At 60.5% G+C, this 16,880-nt stretch carries 14 protein-coding genes and 2 tRNA genes; 11 read left to right on the top strand and 5 right to left on the bottom strand.

The genetic code is table 11. The features are described 5' to 3' along the window. The first annotated feature begins 11 nt into the window (after positions 1 to 11). The 8 genes from recF to ABIE18_RS12830 all read left to right on the top strand — a co-directional run bounded on the left by recF (position 12) and on the right by ABIE18_RS12830 (position 8,095). Positions 12 to 1,205 (top strand): DNA replication/repair protein RecF, encoded by a 1,194-nt coding sequence (gene recF, locus ABIE18_RS12865; RefSeq protein ID WP_499723176.1) that lies wholly within the window; start codon positions 12 to 14, stop codon positions 1,203 to 1,205. Continuing rightward, a complete protein-coding gene (locus ABIE18_RS12860; RefSeq protein WP_431117354.1) occupies positions 1,192 to 1,746 on the top strand; it encodes a DciA family protein in 555 nt (184 codons plus the stop codon). The genes recF and ABIE18_RS12860 overlap by 14 nt, the downstream gene beginning before the upstream one ends. A gap of 338 nt (positions 1,747 to 2,084) precedes the next feature. Then, the gene (gene gyrB, locus ABIE18_RS12855; RefSeq protein WP_499723175.1) at positions 2,085 to 4,163 is read left to right on the top strand and encodes a DNA topoisomerase (ATP-hydrolyzing) subunit B; all 2,079 of its coding nucleotides are present in this window, start codon (positions 2,085 to 2,087) and stop codon (positions 4,161 to 4,163) included. A gap of 61 nt (positions 4,164 to 4,224) precedes the next feature. Next, a complete protein-coding gene (gene gyrA / locus ABIE18_RS12850; RefSeq protein ID WP_499723174.1) occupies positions 4,225 to 6,894 on the top strand; it encodes a DNA gyrase subunit A in 2,670 nt (889 codons plus the stop codon). Then, positions 6,891 to 7,595, top strand: a complete 705-nt coding sequence (locus tag ABIE18_RS12845; RefSeq protein ID WP_499723173.1) for a DUF3566 domain-containing protein — start codon at positions 6,891 to 6,893, stop codon at positions 7,593 to 7,595. The genes gyrA and ABIE18_RS12845 overlap by 4 nt, the downstream gene beginning before the upstream one ends. A 113-nt stretch (positions 7,596 to 7,708) precedes the next feature. Next, positions 7,709 to 7,782 (top strand) — tRNA-Ile (locus ABIE18_RS12840). A gap of 46 nt (positions 7,783 to 7,828) precedes the next feature. After that, positions 7,829 to 7,948, top strand: coding sequence for a DLW-39 family protein (locus tag ABIE18_RS12835; protein ID WP_216924378.1), 120 nt, complete (start codon positions 7,829 to 7,831; stop codon positions 7,946 to 7,948). 71 nt (positions 7,949 to 8,019) lie between these two features. Further along, positions 8,020 to 8,095, top strand: a tRNA-Ala gene (locus tag ABIE18_RS12830). A 53-nt stretch (positions 8,096 to 8,148) separates the two neighbouring features. Here the strand turns inward: ABIE18_RS12830 and ABIE18_RS12825 are convergent. Then, the gene (locus ABIE18_RS12825; protein ID WP_499723172.1) at positions 8,149 to 10,146 is read right to left on the bottom strand and encodes a glycoside hydrolase family 84 protein; all 1,998 of its coding nucleotides are present in this window, start codon (positions 10,144 to 10,146) and stop codon (positions 8,149 to 8,151) included. A gap of 119 nt (positions 10,147 to 10,265) precedes the next feature. Here ABIE18_RS12825 and ABIE18_RS12820 point away from each other — a divergent pair, with 119 nt between their 5' ends. Continuing rightward, positions 10,266 to 11,174 carry a DMT family transporter gene (locus ABIE18_RS12820; RefSeq protein ID WP_499723171.1) on the top strand — a complete coding sequence of 303 codons (909 nt, stop codon included), beginning with the start codon at positions 10,266 to 10,268 and terminating at the stop codon, positions 11,172 to 11,174. A 67-nt stretch (positions 11,175 to 11,241) separates the two neighbouring features. Here the strand turns inward: ABIE18_RS12820 and ABIE18_RS12815 are convergent, their stop codons facing one another. Then, positions 11,242 to 12,117: a glycosyltransferase family 2 protein gene (locus ABIE18_RS12815; protein ID WP_431117360.1), complete on the bottom strand. Its 876-nt coding sequence runs from the start codon at positions 12,115 to 12,117 to the stop codon at positions 11,242 to 11,244. Between the two features lie 145 nt (positions 12,118 to 12,262). After that, positions 12,263 to 13,228, bottom strand: a complete 966-nt coding sequence (locus tag ABIE18_RS12810; RefSeq protein ID WP_499723170.1) for a hypothetical protein — start codon at positions 13,226 to 13,228, stop codon at positions 12,263 to 12,265. Between the two features lie 153 nt (positions 13,229 to 13,381). Between ABIE18_RS12810 and ABIE18_RS12805 the strand changes: the two genes are divergently transcribed. Together ABIE18_RS12805 and ABIE18_RS12800 are read left to right on the top strand one after the other, a co-directional pair. Continuing rightward, positions 13,382 to 13,924 carry a peptidylprolyl isomerase gene (locus ABIE18_RS12805; protein WP_216924370.1) on the top strand — a complete coding sequence of 181 codons (543 nt, stop codon included), beginning with the start codon at positions 13,382 to 13,384 and terminating at the stop codon, positions 13,922 to 13,924. A gap of 21 nt (positions 13,925 to 13,945) precedes the next feature. Continuing rightward, positions 13,946 to 14,800, top strand: a complete 855-nt coding sequence (locus tag ABIE18_RS12800) for a rhomboid family intramembrane serine protease (protein WP_499723169.1) — start codon at positions 13,946 to 13,948, stop codon at positions 14,798 to 14,800. Here ABIE18_RS12800 and ABIE18_RS12795 read toward each other — a convergent pair. Next, a complete protein-coding gene (locus ABIE18_RS12795; RefSeq protein ID WP_499723168.1) occupies positions 14,787 to 15,425 on the bottom strand; it encodes a GyrI-like domain-containing protein in 639 nt (212 codons plus the stop codon). The two genes, ABIE18_RS12800 and ABIE18_RS12795, sit on opposite strands and share 14 nt — an antisense overlap. Before the next feature lie 755 nt (positions 15,426 to 16,180). Next, positions 16,181 to 16,798, bottom strand: a complete 618-nt coding sequence (locus ABIE18_RS12790; RefSeq protein ID WP_499723167.1) for a DNA-3-methyladenine glycosylase I — start codon at positions 16,796 to 16,798, stop codon at positions 16,181 to 16,183. Positions 16,799 to 16,880: the final 82 nt, after the last annotated feature.

Raw genomic sequence — 16,880 nt, 5'->3', positions numbered from 1 at the left:
CAGCAGACGGCGTGTATCTTGAACATCTTTCGCTGACCGATTTCCGCAGCTACGCCCAGGTTGACCTGAAGCTTGGCCCCGGGGTTACTGTTCTGGTGGGTTCGAACGGGATCGGTAAGACCAACCTCATGGAAGCCATCGGATATTTGGCAACCCTGAGCTCGCACCGGGTGAGCACCGATGCTCCGCTCGTTCGCTTCGGCGCGGAACGCGCAATGATCAGGGCCAAGCTGATCCGCGGCGAGCAGTCCACGGTTATTGAGGTGGAAATTAATGCAGGCCGGGCAAACCGCGGCCGGATTAATCGCGGAAACCCAGTCCGCGCAAAGGATATTTTGGGCATCTGCCAGACTGTCCTGTTTGCACCTGAGGATTTGGCCTTGGTCAAGGGCGATCCTTCCAACCGCAGGCGGTTCCTTGATGAGCTCCTGGTCAGCCTGATTCCCCGCCATGCTGCTACCCGCAGCGACTACGACAGAGTGTTGAAGCAACGCAACGCCCTGCTGAAATCCGCGCGGACGGGCAAATTTACAGCAGGCCACGAGGCCACACTGGATGTTTGGGACCAGCATATGGCCCGCGCCGGTGCCGAACTCCTGCATGCGCGGTTGGAACTTGTGGAACGGCTCCGCCCGCACCTGAACGGTGCCTACGCGCAGCTCACTGACGGTTCAAAAGATGCCGGCGCGGTGTACCGCTCAACCATCCAGGGCGTACTGGACGACGACGGCGGGCCCGCCGATCGCCCAACTGAACCTTCGGCGTCGGGCGAGGACCTCAGGCTGTTGTCGGTGGACGAACTCACCGAGCGCTACGTCCAGGCTTTCGCCACATCCCGTAAGAAGGAACTGGAGCGGGGCATCTCCCTGGTGGGCCCGCACCGGGACGAATTGGAGCTCGTGCTCGGGCAGGCACCGGCCAAGGGCTACGCTTCGCACGGTGAAACGTGGTCCATGTGCTTGTCACTGCGCCTCGCTTCCTACTACGTCATGCTCGATGATGCCCGTACCGGCGGTACCGCGCCGATCCTCATTCTTGACGATGTCTTTGCAGAACTCGATGTCCAGCGCAGGCGTAAACTGGCAGCAATAGTGGCCGGCGCCGAACAGGTACTGGTCACGGCCGCCGTCGACGCCGATATTCCCGAGGAGCTGGCCGGGCGGCGTATATCCGTTGTTCCGGGAGGCATCGATGGCGAAGGATAGCCGCGACGGACTTCAACCCGGCCGCGATCCGGACGAAATCGATGCTGCCCAAGCCGCGCTGAACCGCATGCGGGAGGCCGCGGCAGCCCGAGGCGAAGTCAGGCAGCGGGCTCCCCGTCCCGGATCCGCGCCTAAACGCAAGGGCCTTCGAGACACGAGGGGTTTTACCCAGTTTCATGGGACCGGACGTGACCCGTTGGGCCTCGGGAAAGTCGTCGGCCGGTTGGTGGCAGAACGTGGTTGGACTTCGCCCGTGGCCGTTGGCTCGGTCATGGCCGAATGGGAAACGTTGGTGGGCGCAGACATCTCTGCACACTGCACGCCGGAGAGCTTTACCGACACCACACTTCATGTCCGTTGCGACTCCACGGCATGGGCAACCCAACTGCGATTGCTGAGTACAAGCCTGCTGGAGATGTTCCGGAATGAACTCGGGGAAGGTGTGGTGACCAGCATCCACGTGCTTGGTCCGTCTGCGCCAAGTTGGCGCAAGGGTGGGCGCAGCGTCAACGGTCGGGGACCCCGGGACACGTACGGCTGAACGGCGTGCAGGGCGTTTCAACGCCCCCGAGTCGTATAGGCACCCATCAGGACCACCGTAGGGCCATTTCAGATAGGGCCAGTGGCCTCCCACAGGCATATTCAGCTGTCGGCTGCCCCCGTATTTGCAAGGATTCCGGGATTTCCACGATAGAATTGGCGTAGATCACTGAGCGCCGGTGAAACGTCGTCGGGGTCCTGGAAACACTTTCATGGCTTCCAGGACCCTCTTCGTCGGAGTAAACGGCGCAATCAGTCACGTGCTCGTTGAAGGCCTCGGTTTGCCCTGGTCTTCAACGGGAACGGCCGTCATCGAATACAGAGGAGTCGAAAGCGCCTGTGGCTAACGACAATGCAGAGACCTTGGCAGTAGAGCCCGAAGAGGACACTGTTCCTAAGCCTGACACGCCCGCGGAGACCCCGCGGGAGTACGGCGCCAGCGACATCACTGTCCTGGAGGGCCTTGAAGCGGTACGCAAGCGTCCCGGTATGTACATCGGTTCCACCGGTCCGCGCGGTTTGCACCACTTGGTCTATGAAGTGGTGGATAACTCTGTCGATGAAGCTCTGGCCGGATTCTGCACCCACATTGAAGTTACGCTCCGCGCAGACGGCGGTGTCCAGGTTGTTGACGACGGCCGTGGCATCCCTGTTGACATCCACCCCACCGAGGGCAAGCCCACCGTCGAAGTCGTGATGACCATCTTGCACGCCGGCGGTAAGTTTGGCGGCGGCGGTTACGCGGTTTCCGGTGGTCTTCACGGCGTGGGTATCTCCGTCGTGAACGCACTGTCCCGCCGGGTGAACACGGAAGTCCGGCGCCAGGGCCACGTTTGGCGCATGTCATTCGCAGACGGCGGCAAGCCCCAAGGCGGACTCGTCAAGGGAGAAGAGACGGACCAAACAGGGACGTCACAGACGTTCTACCCTGATGGCACCATCTTCGAGAGCACCGAATTCGACTTCGAGACGCTTCGTGCGCGCTTCCAGCAGATGGCCTTCCTGAACAAGGGCCTGCGAATCACCCTGACTGACGAACGTCCTGCCGCCCGGGAAGGTGAGGACGATCTGGATCTCGACGCCGTCGCTACCGAAGGCGAAATTGCTGCCGAGCACCGCACGGTCGTGTACCAGTATCCGGACGGACTGTTGGACTACGTCAAGCACCTGAACTCGAGCAAGAAGGTGGAGATCGTCCACGAGGACGTCATCGCTTTCGAAACTGAAGACACTGAGCGGCACATCGCCGTCGAGGTCGCCATGCAGTGGACAACCGCGTACTCCGAAAGCGTCCACACATACGCGAACACCATCAACACCCACGAGGGTGGCACCCACGAAGAGGGTTTCCGCGCCGCGATGACCTCGCTGATCAACCGCTACGCGCGGGAGAAAAGCATCATCAAGGAAAAAGAAGACAACCTTACCGGTGATGACATCCGTGAAGGTCTGACGGCCGTCATCTCGGTCAAGCTTTCCGAGCCGCAGTTTGAAGGCCAGACCAAGACCAAGCTGGGCAACTCAGAGGTCAAGGGCTTCGTCCAGCGCGTTGTCACGGACCAGCTCGGCGACTGGTTGGAGCGTAACCCCGGCCCCGCCCGCGACGTCATCCGGAAGGCCATTTCCGCTGCCCAGGCACGTATGGCTGCCCGCAAGGCTCGCGATAATGCCCGACGCAAGAGCCCGCTGGAATCCTTCGGCATGCCCGGCAAGTTGTCTGACTGCTCCTCCAAGGATCCTTCGCGTTGCGAGGTCTACCTGGTGGAGGGTGACTCCGCAGGTGGCTCGGCCAAGCGGGGCCGCAACCCGGAAACTCAAGCGATCCTGCCGTTGCGAGGCAAGATCCTCAACGTGGAGCGTGCACGCCTGGACAAGGCGCTCGGTAATACCGAAGTCCAGTCCATGATTACAGCCTTCGGCACCGGCATTGGCGAAGACTTCGACATCGCCAAGCTGCGCTATCACAAGATCGTTTTGATGGCAGACGCCGATGTTGACGGCCAGCACATCACCACGCTGTTGATGACGCTGCTGTTCCGCTACATGCGCCCGCTGATCGAGAACGGCTACGTCTACCTTGCGCAGCCGCCGCTGTACCGGATCAAGTGGTCCAACGCCGCACACGACTACGTCTTTAGCGATCGCGAACGGGACGACACCATCCGTAAGGGTGCGGCCATGAACAAGCGCCTTCCCAAGGACAACGGAATCCAGCGTTACAAGGGTCTTGGCGAAATGGACTACACCGAGTTGTGGGATACCACCATGGATCCGGACCGCCGGACTCTCTTGCAGGTCACTATGGACGATGCCCTTGCTGCCGATCAGACCTTCTCGGTGCTGATGGGCGAGGACGTCGAATCGCGCCGTAACTTCATCCAGCAGAACGCCAAGGACGTCAGGTTCCTGGATATCTAGTGCTTTACAAGGCCGCAGATATTCCAGAACTGACATATACCTGAAACGGAAAACTTAGATTATGAGTGACGAAACTCCCGAAGTCCCGGTGGAACCCACCGTCGACGACCTCATCCTTGAAGGCGATGTGCTGACTGACCGCGTGGAGCAGGTGGACCTGCAGACTGAAATGCAGCGCTCCTACCTGGACTACGCCATGGCCGTTATCGTAGGACGCGCCCTCCCGGACGTCCGTGACGGCCTCAAGCCGGTGCACCGCCGCGTTTTGTACGCGATGTTCGACGGCGGCTACCGTCCTGACCGCTCTTTCAACAAGTGCGCCCGTGTTGTGGGTGACGTCATGGGTACCTATCACCCCCACGGTGATATGGCGATCTACGACGCCCTGGTCCGCTTGATCCAGGACTGGACCATGCGCTACCCGCTGGCGCTGGGCCAAGGCAACTTCGGTTCCCCCGGCAACGACGGCGCCGCTGCTCCGCGTTATACCGAAACCAAGATGGCCCAACTGGCCATGGAGATGGTCCGCGACATCGACGAAGAAACCGTCGACTTCCAGGACAACTACGACGGCAAGAACCAGGAACCCACTATCCTGCCGGCGCGTTTCCCGAACCTGCTGGTGAATGGTTCCTCAGGTATCGCCGTGGGTATGGCTACCAACATTCCGCCGCACAACCTGCGCGAGGTTGCCGAGGGCGTGCAGTGGGCCCTGGACAACCCCACGGCTTCGCGCGAGGAACTCCTTGAGGCGCTTCTGCAGCGGATCAAGGGACCGGACTTCCCCACGGGTGCCACCATCCTCGGCCACAAGGGCATCGAGGACGCCTACCGCACCGGTCGTGGCTCCATCACCATGCGCGCAGTGGTCAACGTGGAAGAACTCCAGGGCCGCACCTGCCTGGTGGTCACCGAACTGCCTTACCAAGCCAACCCGGACAACCTGGCCATCAAGATCGCCGAACTGGTCAAGGATGGCAAGATCCAAGGCATCGCGGACCTCCGCGATGAAACTTCGGGCCGTACTGGTCAGCGCCTCGTGATCGTGCTGAAGCGCGATGCTGTGGCCAAGGTCGTCCTGAACAACCTGTACAAGCACACCCAGCTTCAGGACAACTTCTCAGCGAACATGCTGGCAATCGTCGACGGCGTTCCCCGCACCTTGAGCCTGGACGCCTTTATCCGGCACTGGGTGACCCACCAGATGGACGTCATCGCCCGCCGGACCCGTTACCGCTTGCGCAAGGCTGAGGAAGAAGCGCACATCCTGCGTGCGCTCCTCAAGGCACTGGACATGCTGGATGAGGTTATCGCCCTCATTCGTGCGTCCAACACCACAGAGGCAGCCCGCGAGGGACTCATGGAGCTCCTGGAGATCGATGAACTCCAGGCCCGTGCCATCCTGGACATGCAGCTGCGCCGTTTGGCTGCCTTGGAACGCCAGAAGATCCAGGACCGTCACTCCGAACTCGAAGCCATGATCGAGGAATACAACGCGATTTTGGCTTCGGAGGAGCGTCAGCGCCAGATCATCAGCGAGGAACTGGCTGAGATCGTTGCAAAGCACGGCGATGACCGCCGCACGCACATTCTCATGGGCTTCGACGGGGACATGTCCATGGAGGACCTGATCCCTGAAGAGGAAATGGTTGTCACCATTACCCGCGGTGGTTACGTCAAGCGCACACGCAGTGACAACTACCGCTCCCAGCAGCGTGGCGGAAAGGGCATCAAGGGTGCCCAGTTGCGCGGCGACGACGTCGTGGAGCACTTCTTTGTGACCACCACGCACCACTGGCTGTTGTTCTTCACCAACCTTGGCCGCGTGTACCGTGCGAAGGCTTACGAACTGGCAGAAGCGGGACGCGACGCCAAGGGACAGCACGTAGCAAATCTGTTGGCATTCCAGCCCGACGAGCACATCGCACAGGTCCTGGATCTCCGCGATTACCAGCAAGCTCCCTACCTGGTGCTTGCAACAAAGAACGGTTTGGTCAAGAAGACCAGGCTTGAGGACTACGACACCAACCGCACGGCCGGTGTCATCGCGATCAACCTGCGCGACGGTGACGAGCTCGTCTCTGCACAGTTGGTCAGTGAAACTGATGACCTCCTGCTGGTGTCACGCAAGGGCCAGTCCATCCGCTTCACCGCCACGGACGATGCACTTCGTCCGATGGGCCGGGCGACGTCCGGTGTGACGGGTATGAAGTTCCGTGAAGATGACGAACTGCTGGCGGCAGATGTGGTCCAGGACGGCTCGTTCGTTTTCATCGTGACCGAGGGCGGCTATGCGAAGCGGACCGCCGTGGATGAGTACCGCCTGCAGGGCCGTGGCGGCCTTGGCATCAAGGTGGCGAAGCTCGCGGAGGACCGTGGTGACCTCGTAGGCGCCTTGATTGTGCAGGAAGAAGACGAAGTCCTGGTGGTCATGGAGGGCGGCAAGGTTGTCCGCTCTGCCGTCAGTGGCGTCCCGGCAAAGGGCCGTGACACCATGGGCGTCATCTTTGCGAAGCCGGACAAGAATGACCGCATTATTGAGGTCGCCCGCAACAGCGAACGCGGTTTGGAAGGCGAAGAGTCAGAGGACGGACAGGACGATGACGTAACGTTGGCTGCAGAAGACGGAGCCACTGAGGCAACCGTCACGTCAGAAACGGAAAACGACGCGGACCCGGATACAGAAACGGGCGCGGAGCTGAACGAAGACAACACCGGAGGTAACGAGTGAGTAATTCCGACTCATATCCCAAGCCGAGCACAGGTGTCCCCGGCGGACTCCGGCAGCCCTCGGGCAGCCCGCAGGCGGGAACGCCTGCAAGGCCCCAGCAACGCCCGGGAACCGGTTCAGCCGGTGCGGGAGCAACCGGGGCCCGGCCGGCAACGGCAACCAATTCGGCCCAGCGACCAGCAGGAGCTCCTGGACAACGCCCCGCCTCAGCCGGGCAGCGTCCCGCCGGAGCCCCCGGCCAGCGTCCCGCACAGCCCGGGCAGCGTCCGGCTGGTGCGCCCGGTCAACGCCCCGCCCAGGGCGGGCCGGGACTTGTAAAGCCGGCCCCCAAGGCCAAGGTGCGCCGTGCGCGCCTCCTGGTCAGCAAGGTTGACCCGTGGTCAGTACTGAAGATGGCGTTCCTGCTGTCTGTGGCGCTGGGCATCGTCACCGTTGTCGCCGCGATCGTGCTGTGGACTGTGTTGGATCTCACAGGTATCTTCAACCAGGTGGACAGCCTGCTGGGGACCTTGGCCGGTTCCGAAGGTAGTGGTTTCGAGTTGAAGAAGATTGCTTCGCTCGGTCAGGTGGCCTCCTTCGCCACGATTATTGCCGTGGTGAACGTAGTTCTGCTGACCGCCCTGTCGATGCTCTCAGCCGTGCTCTATAACATTTCCGCAACGTTGGTTGGCGGCATCGGCGTCACCCTGACGGACGACTAGTAAAAAACCGCGAATTTACGCCGAAAACGGTGAGATTCAGCGGTCGGAATGCCTCGATTTGAGATCGGGCCGGGATGTGCTGTACAGTCATATCTCGGCCCGATGAGGCATCGGGGCGTATAGCTCAGGCGGTTAGAGCGCTTCGCTGATAACGAAGAGGTCCCAGGTTCAAGTCCTGGTACGCCCACGGAACCTAACAGGTTCAGGTAACACTGAACCGGAATGAGGTGCTTGTGAAGAAGTTGCTGGTAGTAGTCGCAGCGGCGGTCGCAGGCGTCCTGGTCTATAAAAAGGCTCAGGAATCCGAAGCCCGGAAGGATCTCTGGAGCAAGTCAACCGACAAGGTCGACTAGCCACGGAGCCCGGTCTGGAACTGGCAAAAGCCAGTCCTGACATGGGGTATGATTGACGGGTTGCTTCTTATGGGGGCATGGCGCAATTGGTAGCGCACCTGCTTTGCAAGCAGGGGGTTCGGGGTTCGAGTCCCCGTGCCTCCACCATAAGAAAAGTCCCGGTCAGAAATGACCGGGACTTTTGCATTTAACCAATTCACTTAGTTGGGCGGGACTCTCTTCAGCGCCCGCTCCAGGAATGCCTTCAGTTCACTATCCCCCAGCACGGGAGTCACCACGCCGAGCTCCAGTGTCGGTTGCGTCTTGGCATCGGCGGCCGCCAACGCGGCCTGGACATTCCGGCGTGCTTCAGCCACGGCCGAGGAATCCCCGCGCTTGGCAGCATCGAGCATGATCAGGGCCTCTTCCACTCCTCGTCCGTAATTGGCTGCCGCACTTGCCCAATGGGTGGCATCCGCTGCGAACCCCGGGACTGCCATCCTGGGTAACAGTTCCGGCAACCTCTGCAGCAGCTCAGCTCGGGCCTTCAAGCCGCCTGAAGGCGACCTTCCGGCGTCGTAATCCGACCAGAACTGCTCTATATCCTGCCGCAGGTCCGGAGCGGACGGCGTGAGCTCGTCGTCCTGCCAGTCTTGGTTGAGGTCCACGAAAGCCTTTACGGCCGCGCGGACGTCCGGATCCGAGCCGGAAGCCTGTTTCAGGGCCGCGTCCATGGACTTGCCAGGATCGTACGCTGGTCCATTCCATGAGAGGTCGGCGTAGTTAAAGATGGCGGGGAAAGACAGGTAGGGCTCAATCATTGGATTGGTCACGATTCCGCGGACTGATTTGTACAGCTCTGGGTCGCGTCCGATCACCGGTGCCATGAAGAGGTGGTCCTGCGAAAAGTCGTTCACGGGGTAGTTATCCCAAATGACCAGGTCCCGTGGAGAACCTTGGCTCCCGTATGTCAGCCGGGCGGTCTCGGCTGAGTCGGCGCTGATCCTGTGGGAGACCACGTCTTCACCGGTCCACTGGACCACGATTCCAAGGTTCAGGGACCGGCCAAGTTCCCTCTTGTAGGGATTGCTGCCGGAACCGTTGTAAAAGGTGGGAACCGTTTGCAGGGGTTCGATGTCCTGTTTCGTCGAAATGAACCGGTCATTGACGTCATTCAGGAATGAAGCCTGCGCTTTGGCCAGGTTGGCTTGACCGGCACCGAAGTCCTTGAGGTCTTCGGCGCACTGGACCTTGGTGGCAATGTCATCGAGCGGAATCACGAACGAACGGACACCGATCGAATAGAGGGATTCAAGCTTGGCCACTGCAAAGTTCAGGTCCGCCTCGCGGGAGTAGCAACTATCGATGCCTGGGGACAGCGCGTAAGTAAAGCGGATGTGGTTGGCCGTGGCGGTATCCACCAGCTCCTGTAGTTCCTTGAGGTCCTCGTTCGAGTACAGTGCCCGCCACTTCTCCCGCAACAGTGGATCATCTTTTGGGGAGTAGATATAGGTATTCATTTTTTGGCGTCCTGCGAATTTGAGGACATCCAAACGAGCCTGATGGGACCATGGCGTGCCGTAAAAACCTTCGATGACGCCACGGGTTTCCATCAGCGGCCAATCACTGACGCGGGCGGCCGCCATTCCCCCATTCTTGAGCAATTGACGCGCGGTCTGCACGGCATGGAAAACGCCGTCGGCATCCGTTCCGGCGAGTACCGCCGTCGGAATCCCGGAAGTTTTTCCGGTAGCTATGGCGTAGCCTTCGGCTCGGTCGACTGCGTCCTGGTTCTCCGCCGTGCTGTCCTTCCCCAGCTCCTTGAGTACCGGGCTGACAGTGGGATCTGCTGCAGTGCCAAGGAAGACGGCCGAACTGCCGGCCGCTGGGCTGTTCAGGGCCGTCACGGCTTCTGCGGTGCCCCCGGCTCCTGTCACCAGGTCTTGGAGGGCTGCGATGGACGCTTGGTCTGTGCCAGGGGAAGCCACGATGTAAACGTGGCCGTTCAGAGGGATGGGATCCCCCACTCCGGCCTGGAGATGTTGTGGGACCGGGAAGATACTTGGGATTTCGGTCTTGCCCGTCCCTTGGCCACCGGGCCGTTCCCGGGAAACCACCAACCAGCCCGTAACGACCAGAGCGACAGCCAGAGCCGCGACTGCGAACAGCAGCAGTACTGATCGTCTCCGTCTAGCTCCACGGACGGGCGTTGTGTTCAATCAGGTGTCCCCTTGGGAAAGCCGTCGCCGGCTGTCTGGAATGTTGAATCAAGACAACCACACTGTCCGCGCCGCACATAGAGGGCAGGACGGGTGCCTCACCAAACTAAGGTTGAGCCGTGAACCTTCTCATTTCCGCGCTGGGAGTCCTGGGCGTGGCTTCCTCAGGACCACTGATCGCCGGCACCTTGGGTGCCACGTCAGTGACGGCGTTGGCGATCGCCTTCTGGCGGAACGCTATTGGCGCAGTCGTGATGGCCACACCGGTGGCCATCCGGGAGCCCAAACAGTTTGGGAAGATCAACCGGCGAGAGTTTGGCTGGTCCACCGTTGCCGCCATCGCCCTGGCCTTTCACTTCGCTTGCTTCATCACGGCGCTGCAGCTGACCTCGGTGGCTGCAGCCACTGCCTTGGTCTGCCTCCAGTCAGCATGGATCGCGGTCTTCCAGTTGTTCAGGGGCGCCCGACATCGCTGGCCGGTTCTGGTGGGCCTGGGGATAGCCTTTGGCGGAGTCGTGGCCATTACAGGATTCGATATGGGCTCGTCACCGCACGCCCTGCTGGGCGACGTCATGGCGCTGGCTGGTGGAGCCCTGGCCGGCTTGTACACCTTGGCTGGCGGCAGGGCCCGCCAATCCATGGGAACGGGCACGTACACCACGCTCTGCTATGGAATGTGTGCCGCGATTGTTGCCGTGTTCGCTTTGCTCAGTGGCCAACCATTGGCAGGGTTCGACGCCGGAGGTTGGCTTGGGATTCTCGCCATCACCGTGTGTGCACAGTTGGTAGGGCACACCGCCTTCAACCACCTGCTGGCCACAATGAGTCCCTTGCTGGTTTCCATGATCATCCTGCTGGAAATTCCGGGGGCAGCGATCCTGGCGGCAATCTTCCTGGACGAGACACTTCCCGCCGGGACATACGCCGGCCTTGCGCTCATTCTCGTTGGACTCGCGGTGGTGGTCGCCGGGCAACGGCGTGGCAAAGGCGAAGCAGACCGGCGCGAGGCCGAGCTGGGAACTGACTGAGCTTCCGCCGTCGGGCTTTTATTGCCTGGTGTGCCGCTGCGTGGCCTGACGCTGTATGGCCGGGGGCCTACAGGCTGCTGCGTCGAATGCCCTGCGCCGTGTTGGCCGTATGAATGGCCCGCAGGAGTTTGGCGGGGAAATAGACGGAGAAGAAGACCACCATGGGCGCTTTCAGGGCCATCTTCTTAACGTTGTGCGCTTTGTACGTCCGGTCGAAGCGCGTGACGTAATAGCGGTAGTCCCGCGGAGAGTCCTCAAGGCGTCGGGCCGACATGCCGGACACCATTTGCGGGCAATAGCGGACGTGGAGATCGTGCTCGGCGAGGTGCAGTGAGAGGTCGATGTCCTCGTGCATTTCATCCTTCTCATCGAGGCACGTTTCGTCCCGGATGGTCTCCCATGCGGTACGCCGGAGGGCCATGTTGGAACCGAACAGGAAGTGGTACTGGTGCTTGGCCAGGCGCAGCATCAGCTGGCGCATTTTGTCGTCCGCCTTGAGCCCAAAGCGGCGCATCGGCATGTCGTAGTAGACCACAGGTCCGGTAGCCGCCTGGACGGACTGGTCCATGAAGGCCTTCTGGACCTGCTCAACCCAGTCAGGTTCCAAGACGGAATCGGCGTCGATGCGCCCCACGATTTCCCCGTTGGCGCTGTTGAGGCCAAAGTTGCGGGTGGGAATGAGCCCCTGCGTGGCGTCCTGCCGTAAAAGGATGATGGGGCTTTCCGGGTATTCCTGCTGCATCTGGCGCACGATCCTGGCGGTGCGGTCAGTGGAGAGATTGTCCACCACGATGATTTCTTCAGCGGGAACAGACTGGTAGATGGCCGCGATGAGGCACTGGCGAATGACGCTTTCCTCGTTATACGCCGGGATGACGATTGAAACCCCCGGAGGCTCCGGGACTTCCTTGAGGGCACCCGCAACGGGTCTATCGGCTGACATCACTTCAAATCTAACACCCGGCAGAGCGTCCCCGGAGGACTGTTGGGTTACAAGGTGGCAAACACTGAAGGGATCCCGGGCTGGCCGGGATCCCTTCAGATGATGTTTCGATGACGGCCTCTATGAACGCAGGCCGATCAGAACCCTAGAGCTGCGAGTCCTTGGACGTGGACGTGGTGTCGTTGTCCTTTTGGCCGCTTGCCGCAATGTTCCTGACAGCGGTCTTGGCATCAGTAGCGACGTTGGTCGTCGAATCCTTGCTCTTCTCGAACGCATCCTTGGTTGCCTGCTCCACTTCGGCAGCCGCTTCCTCGGGCGTAATGTCAGAAGTTTTGGATTCGGCCGGCAAAGTTGCCGTCGCTGTAGCTGATGCTGCAGTGTCTGCGGGAGCCGGGGTTGGCGTTGGGGCAGGGGTTGGATTGACCGGGGCCGGCGTCTTCCAAGGATCCTCCACGGGCTTGGAGGCCTTCCACGCAGCGACGCCGGCAGCAACCGCGGCTGCAATAACCGTGACAACCAGCCATCCGCGCTTCTTCGGCTTCTGCTGGACAGCCAGTTGCTGGGAAACAGCCTTGCTGGTCTGGTCCGCCACTGCCTTGATCTGCTTGCTGGTGGCCTGGGCTTGCTCCTGCACGCTGTGCACCACACCCGAGTCCACAAGTTTCTGCGCAACCGCATCCACTTGGGCGGGCGCGTTCTCAAGAACGTGATGGACAACTACGGAAGCCTGGCCCAACTGCTCGGACAGCTTGGGCAGGTACTCCTCAACTACCTTGTCCCGGGCGAGTCCAAGCGCCGGAGTTGCCTTATTAAGGGTCTCCTGGATCTTGGGCGTGGCGTCCTCCACAGCGTCATGGATCTTCGGCGCGAGGTGCGCCAGTCCATCCTGAAGCCGCGGCGTAACTGTTGCCACGCCGTCGGCGAGGTTGTGCGCCGCCGACTTCAGTCCCTCCTGGATCTTGGGGGAAGCGGTATCAATGCCGTGCTGAATACGGGGAACAGCCCAATTGACGGCTGCTTCCACGCGGGGCGCCGCCCAGTCGCGGGCGTTATCCACACCAGCCGCAACGGAGTGTTCAAGGTCGCGGGCAATACGGTCTGATTTCTTCACAACTACCTCCCGATACACATGCTCGTTTGAAGCTAGCCTACGTGCCTTGAGGAACAGCGGCTATTCATCTGCATGATTCTTCCCGGATTTCACCCAGCGCGGAACCGGCTTTACAGCCATGCCGGCGTTGACCCTGCATGAAAGAATGGGGCCATGACCATCGCAACCGCAAAAGCAACGATCCACACGAGCCTCGGCGACATCAAGGTTGACCTCTTCGGCAACCACGCCCCCAAGACGGTCGCCAACTTCATTGGCCTCGCCACGGGCGAAAAGTCTTGGACGCACCCGGAAACCGGCGAAGACAAGACCGGCACCCCCCTTTACGACGGCACCATCTTCCACCGCATCATCAAGGACTTCATGATCCAGGGTGGAGATCCCCTGGGCCGCGGCGTTGGCGGACCGGGCTACAAGTTCGACGACGAAATCCACCCCGAGCTGACCTTCAACGCTCCCTACAAACTGGCCATGGCCAACGCCGGTATCCAGATGGGCAAGGGCACCAACGGGTCACAGTTCTTCATCACTACGGTCAACACCGACTGGCTGTTCGGCAAGCACAGCATCTTCGGTGAAGTAGCTGACGAGGAATCCCGCAAGGTTGTTGACGCCATTGAGGGCGTCCGCACCGGCATGGGCGACCGCCCCGTTGAGGACGTCGTCATCAACAGCATCGACATCGAACAGCTCTAACAACAGGCTGAATCAGAGCCCATGAGCTACGGAATCCCGTCGGCAGAGCCGTCCGCCACCATCCCGGTGTGCCCACGGCACCCGGACAGGCCCTCCTACGTGCGGTGCCAGCGCTGCGGGCGCCCCGCGTGCCCCGAGTGCCAGCGGGCGGCCGCCGTCGGGTTCCAATGCGTCGATTGCGTCAACGAACAAAAACGTACGACGCCGAGCTACCGCTCTCCCTATGGCGGTGCCTTGGCAACCGGCCGGCCTTTGGTGACGTTTACGATCATCGGGTTGTGCGTGCTGGTTTACGTCCTTCAATGGATTGTTCCTGGTGACGCTGTATTCCAGAATTTTGCATTCGCAAATTATGCAGCTGCCAGCGAGCCCTGGCGGATGCTTACTGCGGCCTTCCTTCATTCGCAAGGCTTCCTGCTGCACATCGTCCTGAACATGTACACGCTATGGATTTTCGGACAAGCCCTTGAGCCATTGCTCGGGCGGATCCGGTTCCTGGCCGTGTACCTGCTCTCCGCCGTCGGTGGATCCGTGGGCTACCTGTTGTTGACTCCCACGTTTCCCGTGGTTGGCGTTGTGGGAGCTTCCGGCGCCATCTTCGGTCTGTTCGGTGCCATGCTCGTAGTGCAGCGTCATCGCGGCGGTGAAACCAAACAACTGTGGATCCTCATTGCGATCAATGGCGCCATTGGCTTCTTTGTTCCCAGCATTGCCTGGCAAGCCCACTTAGGTGGCCTGATCACCGGCGGCCTCGCTGCCGCCGCCGTCGCCTATGCCCCGCGGGGCAAGAACCAGGCTCTGCTGCAAGCAGGTGGCCTCATCCTCGTGGCAGGCCTTTTGGCCGTGGTCGCGTGGTTCCGCATCACTGCCGGCTAGCTCTGGCGCTTCCTGCAACCGCGACCGGTTGCCGCAGTATCGTCCTGAGTTTCTCCGGTGCAGTACGGCGTGGGTCGCTGAGGTAGATCTCGTGATGCTTCCCCAACATCATCAATGACTCCCCGGGAATGAAGCTGGTGTGCATTTCCGCGAGCACTGGACCCTCGTCATCGTAGGGGCCGATGTGGAGGGTTTGGACGCTGAGCCCTTCATCGATTGTTTCCAATCGAAGACCGTCAATTGCCGGCCCTTGGTCTTTTTTGCCTACGATCTGACGCGCTTCCTCGAAGTGATCTTGGGTGAGCCAATCCGGGACCATAATCATCAGGGTCCAATCCCAGCATGATTTGTCCCTGGCGCTTGTGAAGGTATCCAGGTCGTCCGCCCACCAGAGCCCTTCCAGCGGCATCATCGTGTAGTCGCGACCCAACTCCTGTTTGCTGAAGAACTTCATCCTGTAAGCGACCGGATAGATGGTGGTCAGCGCGTCCTTGTAGTCCTGGGAGGTGTTTGGATCACCATGGCCGTCGATCATGAGGAACTGCAGGGCTGGAACCGTCACCACGGAAAACCTGCCATGTGAAGCGTTGTACGTTTCAATCTGCTTTTTGAAGTCGATTTTCATCGGCAAGTAATCCCACTCCCCTACTTTTCGATTTGATGAGGTTATCCACAGCTGTTGTCCACAGTGTGTGTAACTTACATCCGTGTAGTTAGCTCGTCAGAGTGCTGTGCGGCCTGTCAGGGCGGTAGATATCCCCGGAAAGGCATGGGTTCATCCACATCTGTGGATAACTTTGTCCCCGACCCTGTCTGGTTTGTGGACAACCAAGCCATTTCTGGGCCAGTTGTGGATAAAGCTGTTAATGATGCTGTGGAGGGGCCTCTATCAACAGGCTTATCAACAATGTTAATAACTTACACGCGTGTAGTTCAGGCCCGTTGCGGTTCCTTTTAGACCGCAAGCGCGCGGATCCGGCACCGGAAACCCACAAGTTTTCCCCACCTGTGGATAACTTGTGGGTAGGGGGTTGTTGTTAAGTGGGTAACTCCCCAGGCCGCGAAGGTCGTGAAGGTGATCACTGAGGGAGGAAGGCCCGCTCTGAGATGATTTTGGGCTCCGGCTCGTCGGTGAAAACGCTGGTGAGTAAATCCAGCAATGCTCCACAGGTGAACGTTCAATGAAGATGCGGTCACTATCCACAGCTGGATGCACAGTGGGCATAACTCCTGCCCGTCGGTCCTGAGTCCAGGATCAGCACTGCGGCGGGGGATTCTGGGGAAAGTGCATGGATGTCCACAGAAGTTATCCACGCCTGTGGAAAAAGTTACGCACTTCTGTGGAAAAGGCCTGTGGGCATCTGCGGGAAGGCCGAAGCCCTATTTCCAACCTTGCTCAAGCCAAACGCCGGACGTACCCCGCCTGTGGCTATCAACCAAGTGGGTATCGATGATCCCCACGGCTTCCATGAGGGCATACATGGTTGTGGGGCCAACAAACGCGAAGCCCTTTTTGCGGAGCGCCTTGGACAGAGCAACGGATGCGGGCGACGTAGTGGGGATTTCTGCGTAGGACCGGGGAGCAGGGGTGGTTTCCGGCTTGAAGGACCACACGAAGTCCACCAAGCCGCCCTCTGCCCTCAGGGCGATGGTGGCCTTGGCGTTGGTGATGGCTGCCTGGATCTTCAGGCGGTTCCGGACGATGCCTGCGTCCAGCATGAGCCGCTCGACATCCGCGTCCGTGAAAGCAGCGACGCTTTCAGGGTGAAAATCCAGGAAAGCCTTCCGGAAGGCATCCCGCTTCCGAAGGATGGTTGCCCATGACAGGCCGGCTTGGAACGCCTCAAGACTGATGCGCTCATACATTCCTTGCTCGTCCCGGACCGGCATGCCCCACTCGTGATCGTAGTAAGCCTGCATCAGGGGATCCGAGGCAGCCCACAGCGGCCGCGCCAGGCCATCCTGGCCGATGATGATGCCGGTTTCTTCCGTGGTCATGAACGCTCCTCTGCGGCCGTCCCGCGGACGCCAACCCTTGCTCTTGCCTTTAGGGACATTCTGCCCGTTGGCTGTGACATTT

Origin of the sequence: Arthrobacter sp. 2762 (assembly GCF_040548745.1) — a bacterium.
Classification (GTDB): domain Bacteria; phylum Actinomycetota; class Actinomycetes; order Actinomycetales; family Micrococcaceae; genus Arthrobacter.
Note: the sequence above shows the minus strand (reverse complement) of the source record. Positions and strands in the feature narration are given on the sequence as shown.